17 protein-coding genes and 2 tRNA genes are annotated in these 16,515 nt (G+C 59.7%); 14 read left to right on the top strand and 5 right to left on the bottom strand.

Going from position 1 to position 16,515, the window contains the following annotated elements:
- Nucleotides 1-57: 57 nt before the first annotated feature.
- The 9 genes from ACFC5L_RS00575 to ACFC5L_RS00615 all read left to right on the top strand — a co-directional run bounded on the left by ACFC5L_RS00575 (nt 58) and on the right by ACFC5L_RS00615 (nt 7,418).
- Nucleotides 58-861, top strand: a complete 804-nt coding sequence (locus tag ACFC5L_RS00575; protein WP_375202228.1) for a hypothetical protein — start codon at nt 58-60, stop codon at nt 859-861.
- Nucleotides 858-2,540, top strand: coding sequence for a glycosyltransferase family 2 protein (locus tag ACFC5L_RS00580; protein WP_375202227.1), 1,683 nt, complete (start codon nt 858-860; stop codon nt 2,538-2,540). Before ACFC5L_RS00575 ends, ACFC5L_RS00580 begins: the two co-directional genes overlap by 4 nt.
- Nucleotides 2,443-3,327, top strand: a complete 885-nt coding sequence (gene dapF, locus ACFC5L_RS00585) for a diaminopimelate epimerase (protein ID WP_375202226.1) — start codon at nt 2,443-2,445, stop codon at nt 3,325-3,327. The genes ACFC5L_RS00580 and dapF overlap by 98 nt, the downstream gene beginning before the upstream one ends.
- Before the next feature lie 3 nt (nt 3,328-3,330).
- Nucleotides 3,331-3,909, top strand: a complete 579-nt coding sequence (locus ACFC5L_RS00590) for a thymidine kinase (protein WP_375202225.1) — start codon at nt 3,331-3,333, stop codon at nt 3,907-3,909.
- Nucleotides 3,910-4,095: 186 nt separating this feature from the next.
- A tRNA-Ser gene (locus tag ACFC5L_RS00595) sits at nt 4,096-4,185 on the top strand.
- Between the two features lie 240 nt (nt 4,186-4,425).
- Nucleotides 4,426-5,037 (top strand): 50S ribosomal protein L21, encoded by a 612-nt coding sequence (locus tag ACFC5L_RS00600; RefSeq protein ID WP_375202224.1) that lies wholly within the window; start codon nt 4,426-4,428, stop codon nt 5,035-5,037.
- A gap of 10 nt (nt 5,038-5,047) precedes the next feature.
- Nucleotides 5,048-5,308 (top strand): 50S ribosomal protein L27, encoded by a 261-nt coding sequence (gene rpmA, locus ACFC5L_RS00605; RefSeq protein WP_375202223.1) that lies wholly within the window; start codon nt 5,048-5,050, stop codon nt 5,306-5,308.
- Between the two features lie 96 nt (nt 5,309-5,404).
- Nucleotides 5,405-5,956 carry a GNAT family N-acetyltransferase gene (locus ACFC5L_RS00610; RefSeq protein ID WP_375202222.1) on the top strand — a complete coding sequence of 184 codons (552 nt, stop codon included), beginning with the start codon at nt 5,405-5,407 and terminating at the stop codon, nt 5,954-5,956.
- Between the two features lie 379 nt (nt 5,957-6,335).
- Nucleotides 6,336-7,418, top strand: a complete 1,083-nt coding sequence (locus ACFC5L_RS00615; RefSeq protein ID WP_375202221.1) for a DUF2855 family protein — start codon at nt 6,336-6,338, stop codon at nt 7,416-7,418.
- Here the strand turns inward: ACFC5L_RS00615 and ACFC5L_RS00620 are convergent.
- On the bottom strand, nt 7,415-7,951 hold the full coding sequence (locus ACFC5L_RS00620; RefSeq protein WP_375202220.1) for a DsrE family protein: 537 nt from the start codon (nt 7,949-7,951) through the stop codon (nt 7,415-7,417). The two genes, ACFC5L_RS00615 and ACFC5L_RS00620, sit on opposite strands and share 4 nt — an antisense overlap.
- An 88-nt stretch (nt 7,952-8,039) precedes the next feature.
- Between ACFC5L_RS00620 and ACFC5L_RS00625 the strand changes: the two genes are divergently transcribed.
- The 4 genes from ACFC5L_RS00625 to ACFC5L_RS00640 all read left to right on the top strand — a co-directional run bounded on the left by ACFC5L_RS00625 (nt 8,040) and on the right by ACFC5L_RS00640 (nt 10,867).
- Entirely contained in the window at nt 8,040-8,795 is a 756-nt protein-coding gene (locus ACFC5L_RS00625; protein WP_375202219.1) for an enoyl-CoA hydratase/isomerase family protein, read from the top strand.
- A complete protein-coding gene (locus ACFC5L_RS00630; RefSeq protein ID WP_375202218.1) occupies nt 8,792-9,457 on the top strand; it encodes a DsbA family oxidoreductase in 666 nt (221 codons plus the stop codon). The genes ACFC5L_RS00625 and ACFC5L_RS00630 overlap by 4 nt, the downstream gene beginning before the upstream one ends.
- Nucleotides 9,458-9,515: 58 nt before the next feature.
- Nucleotides 9,516-10,406: a NosD domain-containing protein gene (locus tag ACFC5L_RS00635; protein ID WP_375202217.1), complete on the top strand. Its 891-nt coding sequence runs from the start codon at nt 9,516-9,518 to the stop codon at nt 10,404-10,406.
- 257 nt (nt 10,407-10,663) lie between these two features.
- Nucleotides 10,664-10,867 (top strand): cold-shock protein, encoded by a 204-nt coding sequence (locus ACFC5L_RS00640; protein ID WP_375202216.1) that lies wholly within the window; start codon nt 10,664-10,666, stop codon nt 10,865-10,867.
- A gap of 228 nt (nt 10,868-11,095) precedes the next feature.
- Here the strand turns inward: ACFC5L_RS00640 and ACFC5L_RS00645 are convergent.
- Nucleotides 11,096-11,172, bottom strand: a tRNA-Arg gene (locus tag ACFC5L_RS00645).
- 168 nt (nt 11,173-11,340) lie between these two features.
- Between ACFC5L_RS00645 and ACFC5L_RS00650 the strand changes: the two genes are divergently transcribed.
- Nucleotides 11,341-12,315: a TraB/GumN family protein gene (locus ACFC5L_RS00650; RefSeq protein WP_375202215.1), complete on the top strand. Its 975-nt coding sequence runs from the start codon at nt 11,341-11,343 to the stop codon at nt 12,313-12,315.
- Between the two features lie 9 nt (nt 12,316-12,324).
- Here ACFC5L_RS00650 and ACFC5L_RS00655 read toward each other — a convergent pair whose 3' ends face one another.
- The 3 genes from ACFC5L_RS00655 to recF are packed head-to-tail and all read right to left on the bottom strand — an operon-like array spanning nt 12,325 to nt 16,508.
- The gene (locus ACFC5L_RS00655) at nt 12,325-12,906 is read right to left on the bottom strand and encodes a DUF2971 domain-containing protein (protein ID WP_375202214.1); all 582 of its coding nucleotides are present in this window, start codon (nt 12,904-12,906) and stop codon (nt 12,325-12,327) included.
- Between the two features lie 54 nt (nt 12,907-12,960).
- Nucleotides 12,961-15,372, bottom strand: a complete 2,412-nt coding sequence (gene gyrB, locus ACFC5L_RS00660; protein WP_375202213.1) for a DNA topoisomerase (ATP-hydrolyzing) subunit B — start codon at nt 15,370-15,372, stop codon at nt 12,961-12,963.
- A gap of 17 nt (nt 15,373-15,389) precedes the next feature.
- Nucleotides 15,390-16,508 (bottom strand): DNA replication/repair protein RecF, encoded by a 1,119-nt coding sequence (gene recF, locus ACFC5L_RS00665; protein ID WP_375202362.1) that lies wholly within the window; start codon nt 16,506-16,508, stop codon nt 15,390-15,392.
- Between the last annotated feature and the right edge of the window lie 7 nt (nt 16,509-16,515).

Consider the following 16,515-nt stretch of genomic DNA (forward strand, 5'->3'; position numbering starts at 1 on the left):
CGTCGCCTATCTGTTTCTGGAATAGTTCTAGACTAGGAAGCCAGAAGGGCGGGGGAAGTGCGGAGCGGGGCCGCAATCAGATTTCCGGGCGGCGCGATTGCGCTTTTGCTGACGGCCATGGCCGGCGCTAACGCTCACGCGTCGCCATGGGCGCGTCTTGACGGCGAAATTCTCGTTATTAGCGGTGTGAACTATTTCCGCTCAGACCTTTCTTCGCAGGACCCGAATGGCGGCCTCTTTGAGAGCATCGAAAGCGACACATATTTTGAATTCGGCCTCACTGACGACATCACCATCGGCGGCAAGGCGATTTACGCAAACTCCTCGCTGACCAATAGCGCCGGGAACTTCAACGACAGCGGCTTTTCTGAAATTGAGGCCTACGGGCAATATCAGTTTCTGCGCACGATGACACATGCCGCATCCGTGAAACTCTCTGCAGGCAAACCGGCGGCGTTTCAGTCAGGCGCCCGCAACAATAGCGGAGGCAGCGGCGCTGATGTGGAACTCGCCGCGCTTTACGGGCGCAATGTGATGTATGAACCCGTCAAAATATTCGTCGCCGCCGAAGCCGGTTTTCGAAAACGCCTCGGCGATAATGCCGACATTGTCAGAACCCAGGGAACCATAGGCATAGAGCCTAGCAAACACTGGGTGCTGCTTCTGGAGACTTTTGCGGCAGTTTCCATGAGAAACGAAGACGCCGCCGGAGCTGACTACGACATTGTCAAAATCAAGCCTTCGGTCATTTACCGGTTTAATCGTCGGTGGGCCATACAAGCCGGCGTCACCGAAGAGGTTGCGGACAGAAATCTTGCGCGCGGGCGGACATATTTTTTCAGCCTGTGGAGCGCATTTTGACGGCGCCCCGCCCAGATCAACAGCCAAAGGCTGAAAGCGCCGACGCGATTCGCGCACGCCATCCACTGCAATCGTCAGAAAATGTCGTCCCACTCGCAGCGCCAGGCGCTTCCTTTCCGGCGAAGTTTGTTCCATCGCCCGCCATGCTGAACCATGCCGTCAACAACCTCGCATCGAGGCGGCCTGAAGAATCAGCAAAGCGATTACTGACGCGCCGTCAGGCTGTTATCGCTTTCATAACGTTAAGCCTCGCAGCAGCTGTTTCATTATGCTGGCCGCTCAGCGCCTTTGTGGCGTTTAACGCCGTAACAGCGCTCTATTTTACGGCAGCGATCGTCTTCCGTTTCTGGCTTCTCATCGTAGGTTGGGAGGAAAGAATCGATGCAGCGCCAAAACACAAACTCCATGACGAAGATCTACCGGCCATTACGATCTTATTGCCGCTTTATCGCGATGAGGCGGCGCTACCCATGCTGGCGCAGCATGTCGATGCGCTCGACTATCCTGACAGCAAGAAAGATGTGAAGCTCCTTCTGGAAGAAGATGACCACGTCACCATTGAAGAAGCGGTCAGGCTTGGCCTCTCCCACCGATATCACATGATCGTTGCGCCGCATTGCGAGCCGCGCACAAAACCAAAGGCCTGCAATATCGGTCTCCAACTGGCGCGCGGCGATCTCATCGTCATCTATGACGCGGAAGACCAGCCCGAACCGAACCAGCTCAAAAAAGCCGCCGCCGCCTTTCATGACGGCGACAAAAACCTCGCCTGCGTCCAGGCGCGGCTTAACTACTATAATCGCGACGATAACTGGCTTACCCGCCTCTTCACGCTTGAATATTCTCTATGGTTCGACTGGCTCTTGCCGGCGCTGCAAAAAATGAGGGCGCCGATCCCCCTCGGCGGCACGTCGAATTTTTTCAGAACCGAGACGCTGGTCACCATAGGCGGCTGGGATCCCTACAATGTGACCGAAGACGCCGATCTTGGTCTGCGCCTCGCCCGGCTCGGCTATCGGGTCGAGGTCATCGGTTCGACAACGTTTGAAGAAGCCAATTGCGAGCTTGGCAACTGGATGCGTCAACGCTCGCGCTGGTTAAAGGGGTATCTGCAAACATGGCTGGTCCATATGCGCCGGCCGCAGCAGATCATCGCGACGACAGGCTGGCGGGGCTTTCTGGGCGTCCAGCTTTTCGTCGCCGGCAATGTCTTCAGCGCCCTCATCAACCCGGTCATGTGGAGCGCTTTCGTCCTCTGGGCGGTATGGCGGCCTGCGTCGCTTGAAGGAATGCTTCCCGCTCCATTGGTCTGGCTCAATCTGTTCGCGCTTTTCGCAGGCAATCTCCTTTTTGTCCTGACCATGATGATCGGGCCGCTGAAACGCGGCTGGCGTAACCTCGTCCCTTATGGACTAACGGCGCCCGCCTACTGGTTGCTAAGCTCTCTCGCCGCCTATAAAGCGTTGTGGCAGGCTTTCCGCCGGCCGCATTACTGGGAGAAAACCGACCACGTCATCAGTGACGCCGCCCGGAAGAGACGCGAAGTCGCCCTCGCCGAATTTTTTGACGAACAACCGCCTTATGACCGACGCCGCCATCACATCCCAGACGCCAACGGTTCTCGCGGGCCGACCCTATCTGAAAATGAACGGGCTCGGCAACAGGTTCATCATTCTTGACCTGCGCGACGATCCCGTAACGCTGGACGAGGCGGCGATCCGCAAAGCGTCGGATCCGAAAACCGGGCCGGGCTGCGATCAGTTCATCACGCTTGAACACCGCAAAGGCCATGGCGGCGTCTTTATGGGCGTTTACAACGCTGACGGTTCCGAAGTCGGCGCCTGCGGCAACGCGGCCCGCTGTGTGGCGTGGCTGTTGATGGAGGAAACCGGCGCCAGCGAGATCGACTTTGCAACGCTTTCCGAACCGCTTCACGCAGAGCGCATTGGCGACAAGCGTATCGCCGTTGACATGGGCGAGCCGAAATTCGGCTGGCGCGATATTCCGTTGTCGGAGCAGATGGACGACACCCGTTTTGTCGACATCAAGCTCGGCCCTATCGACAAGCCGGTGCTTTGGGGGCCGTCGGCGGTCAATGTCGGCAATCCTCATTGCATCTTTTTTGTCGAGGACGCCGAGGCTCAAGCCCTTGATAAATTCGGCCCCATGATCGAACACCATCCGCTGTTTCCCGAGCAGGCGAATGTTTCCGTTGCGCAAGTTTTGAGCAAACACGCGATCCGCCTGCGCGTCTGGGAGCGCGGCGTCGGGATCACCGAGGCTTGCGGCACCGCCGCCTGCGCTGCGGTTGTCGCCGCCCATCGCCGCCGCCTGACCGCGCGCAAGGCCACCGTCACCCTTGACGGCGGCGACCTCGCTATCGAATGGCGTGAGGAAGACAACCGCATCATCATGACCGGGCCCATCACCCTTGAAGGCGAAGGGCGCTTCGCAGACGATTACTAAACCATGGCCAAGCTTTATTACAACTACGCCGCCATGAACGCCGGCAAATCGACAACGCTGCTTCAGGCGAGCTTCAATTATCGCGAACGCGGCATGGATACGATCGAGTTCACGGCGAAGGTCGATGACCGCGTGGAAAGAGGCGTGATCGCGTCGCGCATCGGACTTAGCAAGGAGGCCCATGTCTTCGACGACGCAACCAATCTGTTCGATATCATCAAACGTGAAAGCGCGGAGATGACCGCAGCCTGCGTCTTTCTGGATGAGGCGCAATTCCTGACGGGCGAACAGGTGATGCAACTGGCCCAGGCCGTTGACGAACTCGACATCCCCGTCATCTGTTATGGCTTGCGCACCGACTTCATGGGCGAGCTTTTCGAGGGCAGCGCCCGCCTTCTCGCCGTCGCCGATGAAATCCGCGAGCTCAAGACCATCTGCAAATGCGGGCGCAAGGCGACCATGAATCTGCGCATCGACGGGGCCGGCAAGGCGGTCACCAGCGGCGAGAAAATCGAGATCGGCGGCAATGACCGCTATGTGCCGCTCTGCCGCAAACATTTCTACGAAGCCTTCAAAGGCTAGCTCCCGGCCCCAAAAGGCGCAATATTTGCGCATTTTGGCAAGAACCACTGCCGCGCAACCCGCCATCCTATTCTGTGCAGTTCGTCTGCACCTTTTCTCGCGCGCTATATTGCGCCTCCGGAAATCAAGCGCTAGAGACCACCCTCCCCGATAAGGGGAGGCTATTTTTGACCAGAATAGTCTCTTGGAGAGGTGCCGGAGTGGTTGAACGGGGCGGTCTCGAAAACCGTTGTGCGAGCAATCGTACCGAGGGTTCGAATCCCTCTCTCTCCGCCATTTTCGGCCTCGCGGCGAATTGCTTGGCAATCGCCTCCGGCAGGGCGCGCTGACCGCGCGGCGGCCAGTCGGCCTTGCAGCCGCTCCAAGGTCGGCCACTCCTCCCATTCTCCGCCATTTTTCCGGCTTGACGGGCTCACGCCCAGCGGCTAGAGACCGCGCTCCAATCAACAACCGGGCGACAGAAACCGGGGCGAAAAAGGACACTGAGGCCAAAATAGACGCCTCACGGAGTCGGATATGTACGCAGTCGTGAAGACTGGCGGTAAGCAATACCGCGTTTCCAAAGACGATATTTTGAAGGTTGAGCGCCTGCCCGGCGAGGCTGGCGACGTCATCACGCTGGACGACGTCCTGATGCTGGGTGACGGCGCGGACGTCACCGTTGGCGCGCCGAAAGTCGACGGCGCTTCGGTCGCCGCCGAAATTCTGGAGCAAAAGCGCGACAAGAAGATCATCGTCTTCAAAAAACGCCGCCGCCAGAATTATCGCCGCAAGGCCGGCCACCGTCAGCACCTGACGGTCCTGAAAGTGACGGACATCCTCACCGACGGCGCCAAACCGAAGCCGGCGGCGAAGAAAGCGGCTCCGAAAAAAGAAGAGCCCAAGAAAGACGCTCCCAAAGCTGAAACCAAAAAAGCGGCGGCGGACGCTGATGATCTGAAGCTTCTTTCCGGCGTCGGGCCGGTGTTGGAGCAAAAACTGATTGACGCAGGCGTGACGTCCTTTGCACAGATCGCCGCCTGGGGCCCGAAAGACATTGAAGAGTTCGACGAAAAACTCTCCTTCAAAGGCCGCATTGAGCGCGAAGGCTGGGTTGAGCAGGCGAAGAAACTCGCCAAAGGCGAATAGGAGTTAAGAGATGGCACATAAAAAAGCAGGCGGTTCATCCCGTAACGGACGCGACTCGGCTGGTCGCCGTCTCGGCGTGAAGAAATTCGGCGGCGAAGGCGTCGTCCCGGGCAACATCATCGTGCGCCAGCGCGGCACCAAATATCATCCGGGCGACAATGTCGGCATCGGCAAGGATCACACGCTCTTCGCCCTTTCCGGCGGCAAAGTGTCGTTCGCGCAAAAGCGCGGCGGTAAGAACTTTGTGTCCGTTATTACGGGCGACAACTAACCGCGCCGCATCAATGGCGCTCTGGGCGCCGCTGATTGAAAGTTTCCGAAAAAAGGCGCCAATCCGGCGCCTTTTTTCTTTTGGAGCTTTCGATCCATGACTTTCATCCAGACAAACCGCTTTCTCCTGCGTCCGATCGAGGTCGACGACGCTCCCGTTTTCGCGCGCCTTTGCAATGACGCGCTGATCGCGCGCAACACCGCCCGCATCCCGCATCCTTACACGGTGGAAGACGCCGAGACTTTTTGTCTGGCCATCAGCCGCGCCTTCGCCCTCGGCACCGAATACGCCTTCGCCATCTGCAATGGCGATGAGATCATCGGCTGCTGCGGCGTGATGCGGGTGACGAACGAAGTCTACGACCTCGGCTACTGGGTCGCCGAACATGCTAGAGGCAAGGGCGTCGCCGGCGAAGCGGCGTGCGCCGTCGCCTGTTTCGCGTTTGAACGCCTTGGCGCTGAAACCCTGCTCGCCGGTCACTACACTGACAATCCGGTGTCGGGCCGCGTGCTCGAAAAAACCGGCTTCGCAAAGACGGGCGAGATCCGCAAGCAATTCTCGCTCGGCCGCGGCGGCGAAGCCGATTGCGCGCGCGTCCGCCTCGACAGGGCGGAATTTGCTGCGCCGGCGGGCATCAATTTCGCCTGACCGTTGAGCGCGCCCGCGCGCAAATGCGCGCAAGCGTGGAACAATTGCACAACCTCCTCCCTCTCTTCTTTCCCCGGAGAGGAAACGGCGAAAATGCTGAGCTTGCCGCCTTGCGCCGCCGCTGTTTCGCAAAATTGTTCCACGCGATTTCCTGCTCCTGATGAGATCGGCGCCGCTGTCGCGCCCGTCATCACATGTGATGACGTCACAACCATGCGGCCGCACGCTGCAGGATAGGCCTGACGCGCACCCCCGTGGATAACTATTCACCGAACAATGGTTTAAGCCCCGGTTTTCGCGCGGCCCGGGATTTTCTGCGCTTAACGCTCAACCTTTGCGTGCCGGGATGTTAGCGTCAGCGAAACGGAAAGAGGCCGCCATGACAAGCATCAGCGAATTCATCGTCCGCAAGGACAATCTCGGCGAAGGACGCGTCGAAACCCGCGAAGCCCCAGCGCTCAAAGACGGCGAAGTGCTGGCGAAGGTCGACCGCTTCGCGATCACCGCGAACAACGTCACCTATGGCGTCGTCGGCGAACGCATCGGCTATTGGAAATTCTTTCCGGTCGCTGAAGACGGCGACGGGATCATCCCGGTCTGGGGCTTTGCTGATGTGATCGAGTCAAAACATCCCGCCATCCCCGTGGGCGAGCGGCTATACGGCTATTTTCCCATGGCGAGCCATCTTGTCATGGCGCCAACGAAGGTGACCGATAAACGCCTTTTCGACGGCGCGTCCCATCGGGCGGACTTGCCCCCGGTTTATAATTCATACGCCCGCGTCAAGGCAGAGCCCGGCTATGAAAAGAGCATGGATGATGACCGCATGGCGCTCTTCCCGCTCTACGCCACATCCTATTGCCTTTACGATTTCATGAAGGACAAAAACTGGTTCGGCGCAAAGCAGGTGATCATCCCGAGCGCATCGTCAAAAACCGCTATTGGCTGCGCCTATGCGATCGCAGCTGATCCGAATGCGCCGCGCCTTGTCGGGCTTACCTCCAGGCGCAACAAGGCGTCCGTGGAGAAGCTGAAGCTTTATGCAGACGTGCTGACCTATGACGAGGCGGAAAAAATCGACGCCTCCATCCCTGCTGTTATCATCGATATGTCCGGCAATGGCTATTTGCTCGGCCGCCTGCACAAACATCTCGGCGACAACATGAAATACACCTCCAATGTTGGCGTCACCCATTATGACGCCAACACAATGGGCGCCGATTTCATCCGGGAGCGGAGCGAAATGTTTTTCGCGCCGGGACACATCCAGAAAAGAACCCAGGAATGGGGCCCCGGCGCCTTTGAGAAACAGGCCCACGGATTCTGGAAAGAGGCTGCGCTGAAATCCCGTGACTGGCTGATTATCCGGCGTGAAGACGGGCCCGACGCCGTCAAGCGCGCCTGGGCCGATGTCTATGAAGGCAAGACGCCCGCCGATGCGGCGTGGGTGGTTGGGTTTTAAAACGGGTTCAGCGTGTAGCCTTCTTGTTGCAGAACCGCATGGGCGGTCATGGCGGACGGCGCCATCTCGACGCCGGGCAACAAATCTTCATTGGTGACATGGTAATAGGCGGCGCTTTGACCGCATATAATGACGCGCACGCCCTTTTCCATAAGCGCCGCCAGCATCGGCGCATTAGCGTTCTCGCCGCCGACTGCTTCTTCGTAATGCGCCGCTTTCGTCACGTCATTCACCGCTTTGCCGTGAATAACGAGCGCAAGCTTCATCTTCTTTTCGGGAACGCCGGCGCGCGCATGCATGTTGATGAAACGCGCCGCCGTCTCCAGCCGCCGGTTGCGCGCGCCCGCTTCGCCGGCTTCGCGCACATCGAAGCTCACCTTGAACGCCATGCCTTTGGGGACATCGAAAGTCGCATCAATATCGGCGACCGCCCCATAATCCTCGAACACCGGGCCCGGCGAAAAGGCGTCGCTCTGCGCAAAAGCAGGCGAGATGACAAATTGCAGCGCAATAACGCCAATCCAGTTTTTCATGTGTTTTTTCCTGTTCAAATGGCGCCCGCAAAGCTGGCCGACAAAGACCGCATCGGCTTATAAGAATTGATGGAAGGACTATAGCCTGATGTCAGAACCACTCGTCAAATCCCGCGTAGAAAACGGCGTCGCTGAAATCACCCTCAACCGCGCCGACGCGCTGAATGCATTCACGCCGGACCTCCTGAAGGCGCTGATCGCCGCCGTGAAAGAGGCCGAGGCGCAGGCGCGCGTGATCGTCCTGTCCGGCGCGGGCCGCGCCTTTTCCGCCGGGGTCGATCTGAAAATGCTGCAGGACGCAACTTTCGAAAAGGGCAAAGTCGACAACGTCTTCGACAATATTTCCGTCAAGGCGATCGACGCCCTGCGCCATTGCGCGGCGCCCGTCATCGCCAAGGTGCATGGGTTTTGTTTCACCGGCGCGCTGGAGCTGGCGCTCCACGCCGATTTCATCCTGACGACCGAGAGCACGAAATATGGCGACACGCATGCGAAATGGGGCCTTCGGCCGAGCTGGGGCATGAGCCAGAATCTCGCCCGGGCCGTCGGCGTTCGAAAGGTGCGGGAGCTTTCCTACACCGCCGCCACCTTCACAGGCGCGGAGGCGGCGCAATGGGGTCTCGCCAACGCCGCGTTTGAAGACAAGGAAATGCTGGACGCCGAAACAGCCACACGCGCCGCCGCCATCGCCGAGGCGAGTCCGGGCGCGGTTGCGGCGTATAAGGATCTTTATCGCCTCGCAGAGGAAAACCCGGCGCTGGAAGACGCCCTCGCCGAAGAACAGCGCCGCGACTATCCGGAGATCACCGACACAATGGATCGCCTGAAAGGGTTTGCGCGATGACTGGCGGCGACCGTCCGCGCCTACTCGTCGACATCGTCGCCGACCCGGTCTGTCCCTGGTGCTATGTGGGCCTGAGGTCGTTCATGGCGGCGAAAGACCGGCTGAAGGACGAGTTCATCCTGCTGCCGCGCATTCGCGCCTACCAGCTCAATCCGGACACGCCCGCGCAAGGCGTCGACCGCCAGGCCTATTACGCCAAAAAATTTCCCGACGAGGCGCAGCGCGCCGAGATGATACACCAGCTGAAAGCCGCCGCGCTGGGCGCGGGCTTCACCTTCGACCCATCGAAACCGACGCATCTGCCGAATACGCTGAAAGCCCATCAGATCATCCGTCTCGCCCATTTTGACGGCGCACAGGAGCGCCTCGCGCTGACGCTCTACAGCGCCTATTGGGACGATGACGCCGATATCGGCGATGACGAAACGCTGGCCGCGCTGGCCGAAAAGGCCGGTCTCGATCCGGAGAACGCCCGGCAGGACCTCAAAAACCCCAAGAGCATCGCCGAAATCAAATCCGAGGCCGAGGCGTTCCGCCAGGCGGGCGTCACCGGCGTGCCCACCTTCATCGTGAACGAGCGCACCGGCTTCGCCGGCGCCCAGCCGCCCACACGGCTGGCGGACACGCTGCGCGAGGCGGCGAACGTTACGCGGGTTCAGTAAATTTTCCGCCGCCGTTTTTGCTGTAGGGCGCGGCATGAGTTTCGCTTATACTAGGCTCATGAAACATCTATTTTTCGGTTTTATCGCATCCTGCGCCGCCCTCGCTTTCTCCGCCCCGGCGGTTGCGGAGATCACCGTCGACAATGCCGACGCGCTCGAAAAAGCGGTGAGGAAAGCGCGCAAGGGCGAGACGATCGTTATCGCGTCCGGCCGCTACGACCTGACCGATCTGAAAATTCCGCGGGACATGACTTTTGAAGGCCAGGGCGACGTTATTTTCTACACAACCCGGCCCACAGAAAAAGGCATTTTGAATCCGCTCTGGGACGCGTCGCTCCGTGTAGAGAATATCCGCTTTGAAGGCGCCCGGGCGCCGGACTTTAACGGCGCCGGTATCCGCCATGACGGCATGAACCTTACCGTCGTAAACTGCATCTTCGATTCCAATGAGGACGGCATCCTTGCGACCGGCCAGGACGAAGGCGTCGTCACGATTACCGGTTCGGCATTCATCAATAACGGCTATGGCGACGGCTATTCCCACGGGATTTACATGGCCAGCGGTCACACGCTGACGGTCACCGCAAGCCGCTTCACCGGCACACGCATCGGCCATCATGTGAAGTCGCTCGCCGCCGTCACCAAAATCACCGGCTCAAGCTTTGACGACGCAGACGGCAAGACGAGTTATTCAATCGACGCTTCGCGCGGCGGCGCAGTGACGATCACCGGCAACAGCTTTATTCATGCGGCCGACGGCGATAATTCAACCCTGATCAATTACGATCAGACACGCGGCGGCGATGCGGATGCGCTTGTCATCACCGGCAACAAGATTCTCAACCGCAATCAGAATGGCCGCCTCCTGCGCAACGGAACGGAACTCACACCCGTCATCGACGGCAATGAGATCACAAATGAAGCGGGTGGACGGCTTGTCCTAAACTGAGAAAGGCGCGCGGTTAGCGCTTTATCACGTTGCTATAACATCCAAATTTTGCGCTGAAGCGCACTCTGCGCAGCCTTGACGACTTGCCGTAGCTGTATTCTAAATTTCATCTTGCGACTTTGTTTTGCCCGAGCTTTACGACCCCGCCCCTTACCGGGCTTACTGGCCGAGTTAAGATCCCAAGACATGGTTGCCTACAAAGACCTTCTTCTGCGGTTATGCGGAGGAAGACGACGCCATGAATAGGAGATCGAACAATGGCTACAGGCGCTGTTAAATGGTTCAACGCCACGAAAGGATACGGATTTATCGCCCCCGATGACGGCGGCAAGGACGTATTCGTGCATATTTCCGCGGTAAAAGAAGCAGGCATGCCCGATTTGCAGGAAGGACAAAAAGTGTCCTACGAACTGGTCGATCAGCGCGGAAAAACTTCCGCCGGGAATCTGAAAGCGATTTAAGCCAGACACACCGCACAAGATGAATAAACCGCCGCGGACACCGCCGTCCGCGGCGGTTTTCTTTTGCGGGAATGGCGGGCCTGGCAATTTCAATCCGTCTACGGAGGCCCGCGCCTTTTTCGTCGGCGCACGCATCCAGCAGCAAACACCAATCCACAATCAGGATAAGGCAGGACAAAGCAGGACAAGGCGACCGGCAGAGGGCCGTAATCAGATGATGCGGGAGAATGGCGGTCCCTAGAGGATTCGAACCTCTGGCCTCTGCCTTCGGAGGGCAGCGCTCTATCCAGCTGAGCTAAGGGACCCGCTTTTGAGGTCCCGGGGTGTACGCGATTGGGCCCTCCTGAGCAAGCGGCCCGCCATAAGCGCGGGGCGCCCTGATTTCGCCCCCTTGAAGGCATATGCTCCAGATGCGAGATAGGACCGGCGCCCCGCCATCGCGCCTCCCGCATGGAACCGAAAAGGCGAGTTATATGAACCATTTCAAGACAGCGGCCATTGGGCTCTCGATTTTCACGGCGCTTTCCGGCGCGGCCCCCGCCCTCGCGCAAGCACAGCCCTTGCCGGCGGAGCCAGTCGTCGCCGCCGCGGAAACCGCAACCCCTGCCATGTGGCGCGTCGCGGATGAGGATTCCGAATTCATCCTCCTGGGCACGTTTCACATCCTGCCGCCCTCGCTGCAATGGCGGAACGACGATTTGTCCGAAGCGTTCGACAACGCCGAGACCATCTATTTCGAAGTGGATGCGACCGCCGCTGACGCCCAGGCGAAAACGCTCAATACGGTCATGACCCAGGGCTTCAATCCGAAGGATGTCACGCTCGCATCGATGCTCGACCGTGCGGATGCGCAAAAACTCCAGGAGATCGCCGCCGAGTTGAAACTGCCATACGCCGCCATCGACACCATGCGGCCGTGGAACGCGTTTTTGACGTTGAGCGTTCAGTTCATCATCAATCAGGGGTTTCAGCCCGGCGCCGGGGTCGACCATGTGCTCCTCGCCGACGCCAAGGCCGCCGGCAAGGATGTGCGGTTTTTCGAAACCATTGAAGAGCAACTGGCGTTTTTCACCGGCCTGTCGCCGGAAGTGGAGAAAGACCTTCTCGTCATCACTATCCGCGACTGGGACAAGCAGGCGGACGCCTTTGACGAACTCTTCACCGCCTGGGCGACAGGCGACACTGATCTGATCGACGTCAATATGAATGAAGATATGCGCGAACAAGCGCCGGAAGTTTATCAGCGCCTGATTGTCGACCGAAACGCCGCCTGGGCGGAAATGCTCGACGCGGAGCTGAAAGAACAAAGCGGCAAGGTGATGGTCGCCGTTGGCGCCGCGCATCTTGTGGGCGGAGAATTTTCTGTGCCCGCGCTTTTGAAAGCCAAGGGCTATGAGGTTTCGCGTTATGGCGTTGAAGACGCGCCGGAAGCTGCGAACGATAACTAGGCAAAGGTGTCAAAACACCTTTGTGAGGTTCGGATTTGCGCGCCGTTTCCACGACTCTGTGTCAACGAGCGTAGAGCGGTAGACATGCAGCTTTGAACAGCCGCGTATGCTCTTCATGGACGCCTTGATCGTCTCTGACAGCGGCTTCGGGATCCATGGGCTCAAGGTAATTCTTTCGATTGTCTCCAGCCCGATTTCGATGGGCTGCGCTTCGATCTCGTCATCGCAGACATGGATGATCCGGTATTCTTTTTCATCGCGATAGGGCCAGCGCTTGACGAAAGGAAGCTCCGAAACCGCAAAAGGCTTGCGGCCCGGCGTGTTCAGCTTCTTGTACTGAACATTTCTGAAAATGAGCCCGTTGCAATCCGCGAGATACTCCTCAAGGGTTTCTTTCCTGAACTGAATGCAGACGCCTTCCGGGCCATGCGCAAAGACGCGCCAGTGGTGATAGGTTTCGGGCGCTTCGGCGAAACACAACGCAAGCACCGATCCGGCGCCAGACCGTCGCCGGTACTGGCTCAGAAAATAGGCGTCGTTGCGATCATCCCACTTGTCGGGACTGAGCAGCGTCAGGCAGCGGTTTTGCAATATATGAAGCGCTGACGAAAGGGTCGTGTATCGGCGAAGGCCTGCCTCCACGCGCTAAACGTCCAGCGCCGCTGACAGGGCGTTTTCCTGAATGAACTCCCGGCGCGGCTCGACGATATCGCCCATAAGGCGCGAGAAGATGTCGTCGGCGTCATCGGCCTCCTTCACCTTCACCTGCAAGAGAACGCGCGCATTTTCATCGAGCGTTGTCTCCCAGAGCTGATCCGGGTTCATTTCGCCGAGACCCTTGTAGCGCTGCATCTTGACTCCCGCCTCGCCTGCGGCGCGGACCGCGCGGAGAAGACTGTTAGGCCCGGTGACGCGCACCCGCTGATCCTTGCGCGCCCAAGTCGCCGGCTTGTCGAACGCATCCGCAAGCCCTTCCATGCCGGCCTGCACTTTCTTGGCGTCAGCGGAAAGCAGCAGGTCGCGAGGCAGCGCATGGGTCTCTTTGACGCCGCGCAATTCACGCTCGAACACATAGCCGCCCTCGCCGTCCGGCGCGCCTTTCCAGCCGCGCTCGAACTCATCGGCGACCATGTCGAGCCGCGCCGCCACCTTGTCCGCCCGCGTCTGCGCCTCCGGCCCGTCGGGCGCTTCCGACAAGGCCCGGGCGAGCGCCGCCTGCACGATCAGGTCGCGATTAAACCGATGCGGAAATTCATCAATGGAGTCGCGCACCTTGCGCGCGCGCGCCACCAGATCGGCGAGATCCGGCCCGGCGATGGTCTCGCCGCCTTCAAGCATCAGCGACGCCTCAACGATGCCTTCCGCGAAAAGGTGGTCGTTGAGCGATTTATCATCGAGGAGATATTGCTCCGACTTGCCGCGCGCGACCTTGTAGAGCGGCGGCTGGGCGATGAACAAATGCCCGCGGCGGATGAGCTCGGGCATCTGCCGGAAGAAGAACGTCAACAGCAGCGTCCGGATATGGGCGCCGTCAACGTCGGCGTCGGTCATGATGACGATCTTGTGGTAGCGCAGCTTGTCCGGGTTGAAATCGTCGCGGCCGATGCCCGTGCCAAGCGCCGTGATGAGCGTGCCGATTTCCTGGCTCGACAGCATCTTGTCAAAGCGCGCGCGCTCGACATTCAAGATCTTGCCACGCAAGGGCAGCACCGCCTGGTTCTCGCGGTTGCGCGCCTGTTTGGCGGAGCCGCCGGCGGAATCGCCCTCGACGATGAAAAGTTCGGACTTGGCCGGATCGCGCTCCTGACAATCGGCGAGCTTGCCCGGCAGCGAAGCGACGTCGAGCGCGGATTTGCGCCGCGTCAGTTCGCGCGCCTTGCGCGCAGCTTCGCGCGCGGCCGCCGCTTCGGCGATCTTCTGGACAACGCGCTTCGCCTCAGCCGGGTTTTCCTCGAACCATTCGCTGAGTTTTTCGTTGACGGCGCTCTCCACAACGGGACGCACTTCCGAGGAAACAAGCTTGTCTTTCGTCTGCGAAGAAAATTTCGGATCAGGGACTTTCACCGACAGAACACAGGTGAGGCCTTCGCGCGCATCGTCGCCGGTCAAGGTCACTTTTTCCTTTTTGGCGATGCCGGAGCTTTGCGAATAGTTGTTGATGATGCGCGTCAGCGCCGCGCGGAAACCGGCCAAGTGCGTGCCGCCGTCGCGCTGCGGGATGTTGTTCGTGAAACACAGCACCTTTTCGTGGTAGCTGTCATTCCACCACATGGCGACTTCGACGGCGAGCCCGTCTTTTTCAACGGAAAATGAGATCGGCTTGTCGACGAGAGGAGACTTTGCGTCGTCAAGATAGCGCACAAAGGCCTCGAGACCGCCTTCATACATCATCTCTTCGGTGCGCGTTTCCACATGGCGCTTGTCGATGAGCCTGATGGAAACGCCGGAGTTCAAGAACGCCAGTTCGCGCAGGCGATGTTCGAGCGTGTCGAAATCGAATTCAATGCCGGTGAAGATCGTGTCCGACGGCATGAACGTCACTTCCGTGCCGGTCTTGATGGCGTCCCCGACGATCTCAAGATCGCCTTCCGGCTCGCCCATCTTGAAGCGCATGAAATGTTCTTTGCCGTTGCGGCGAATTCTGAGGTCGAGATATTCAGACAAGGCGTTCACCACCGACACGCCAACGCCGTGAAGTCCGCCCGAGACCTTGTAGGAATTCTGATCGAACTTCCCGCCGGCATGCAGCTGGGTCATGATGACCTGCGCGGCGGAAACGCCTTCTTCCTCGTGAATATCGGTTGGAATGCCACGGCCATTGTCGGTCACGGTGACAGAACCGTTTTCATTGAGGATCACCTCAACCGTGTCGCAATAGCCGGCGAGCGCTTCGTCAATGGCGTTGTCGACCACCTCATAGACCATGTGATGCAGGCCCGATCCGTCATCGGTGTCGCCGATATACATGCCCGGCCGCTTGCGCACAGCGTCGAGGCCTTTGAGCACCTTGATGGATTGGGCGCCGTACTCTTCATTCGGCGCGGCGTTGTTCGCCATGGTCTTTTCTTTCTTTTTTACGTCAATTGGGTTTCATGAACCGCGCCATCCGACACGTCGAAATGCTGGGCGCGCGCGCCCCAGGCTTCAAACAGGGACCGGTCTGTCCCGGTCATGAACGCCTGGAAGCCGAGATCGTCGAGAATGGAAAAAAGCGCTGCGCGTCTTCCCTCGTCGAGATGCGCGGCGATTTCGTCCAGTAATAATATAAGCGGCGCATTCGGATCTGAAAGGCTCAAGGCCCGCGCATTGGCGAGAACGAGGCCGATCAGCAGCGCCTTTTGCTCGCCTGTGGAGCAAAGCCGCGCGGCCCGGCCCTTGGCGCGATGGGTGACCAGAAGATCGCTGCGATGGGGACCGGACAGGGCCCGTCCCGCTTCTGCGTCGCGGCGCCGGCGGGCACGCAGATTGTCGGCGAAGTCCCGCTCAACATCTTCGCGCGGCGCCGATTGCAGCGCGGTTTCAAGTTCGCCCTCAAGCGCCAGATCGGCGTCGGGGAATACGCTGTCATCGGACGTCACTTCCGCCGCCTCAAGCCGGGACACCATAGCCCGGCGCGCGGCGGCGATGGCCGCGCCCGCTTCGGCCATCTGGCTTTCCACGGCAGCCAGCCATTCCTCGTCGCGGCCGCCATCCTCCAGCAGTCTTTGACGCTGGCGCATGGCCTGCTCATAGGCGCTCGAACGGCGGCCATGCGCCGGATCATGGGCGAGCGTCATGCGATCGAGAAATTTGCGCCGGTCGCCTGCGCCTTCCATGAACAGACGATCCTGCGCCGGCGTCAGCCACATAAACCGCAGATGGTCGGCAAAGGCGCCGGGACCCGAGGCGTCGCGATCATCAATGCGGCAGACCCGCCGCGCCGGATTGGATGCGGCGGCGCCGACGCCGAAACGCCGTTCGTCTTCGCCGTCATCGACGCGCGCGGAAACCGCCCAGCCGCCGTCACCGTCTAGGCGCGGCAATTCGTCAAGGCGCGCGCCGCGCACGCCGCGGCCCGGACCGATCAGCGAAATCGCTTCGAGAATGTTGGTCTTGCCCGCGCCATTGGCGCCGGAGATCGCGGCCGGCCGCCCGTCAAAAGAAATGTCGGCGCGGGCGTAAGAACGGAAATTGGTCACGGTCAGTCGCGTGATGCGCGCG

The sequence above is a fragment of the Hyphococcus sp. genome (genome assembly GCF_041986965.1).
Classification (GTDB): Bacteria; Pseudomonadota; Alphaproteobacteria; order Caulobacterales; family Parvularculaceae; genus Hyphococcus.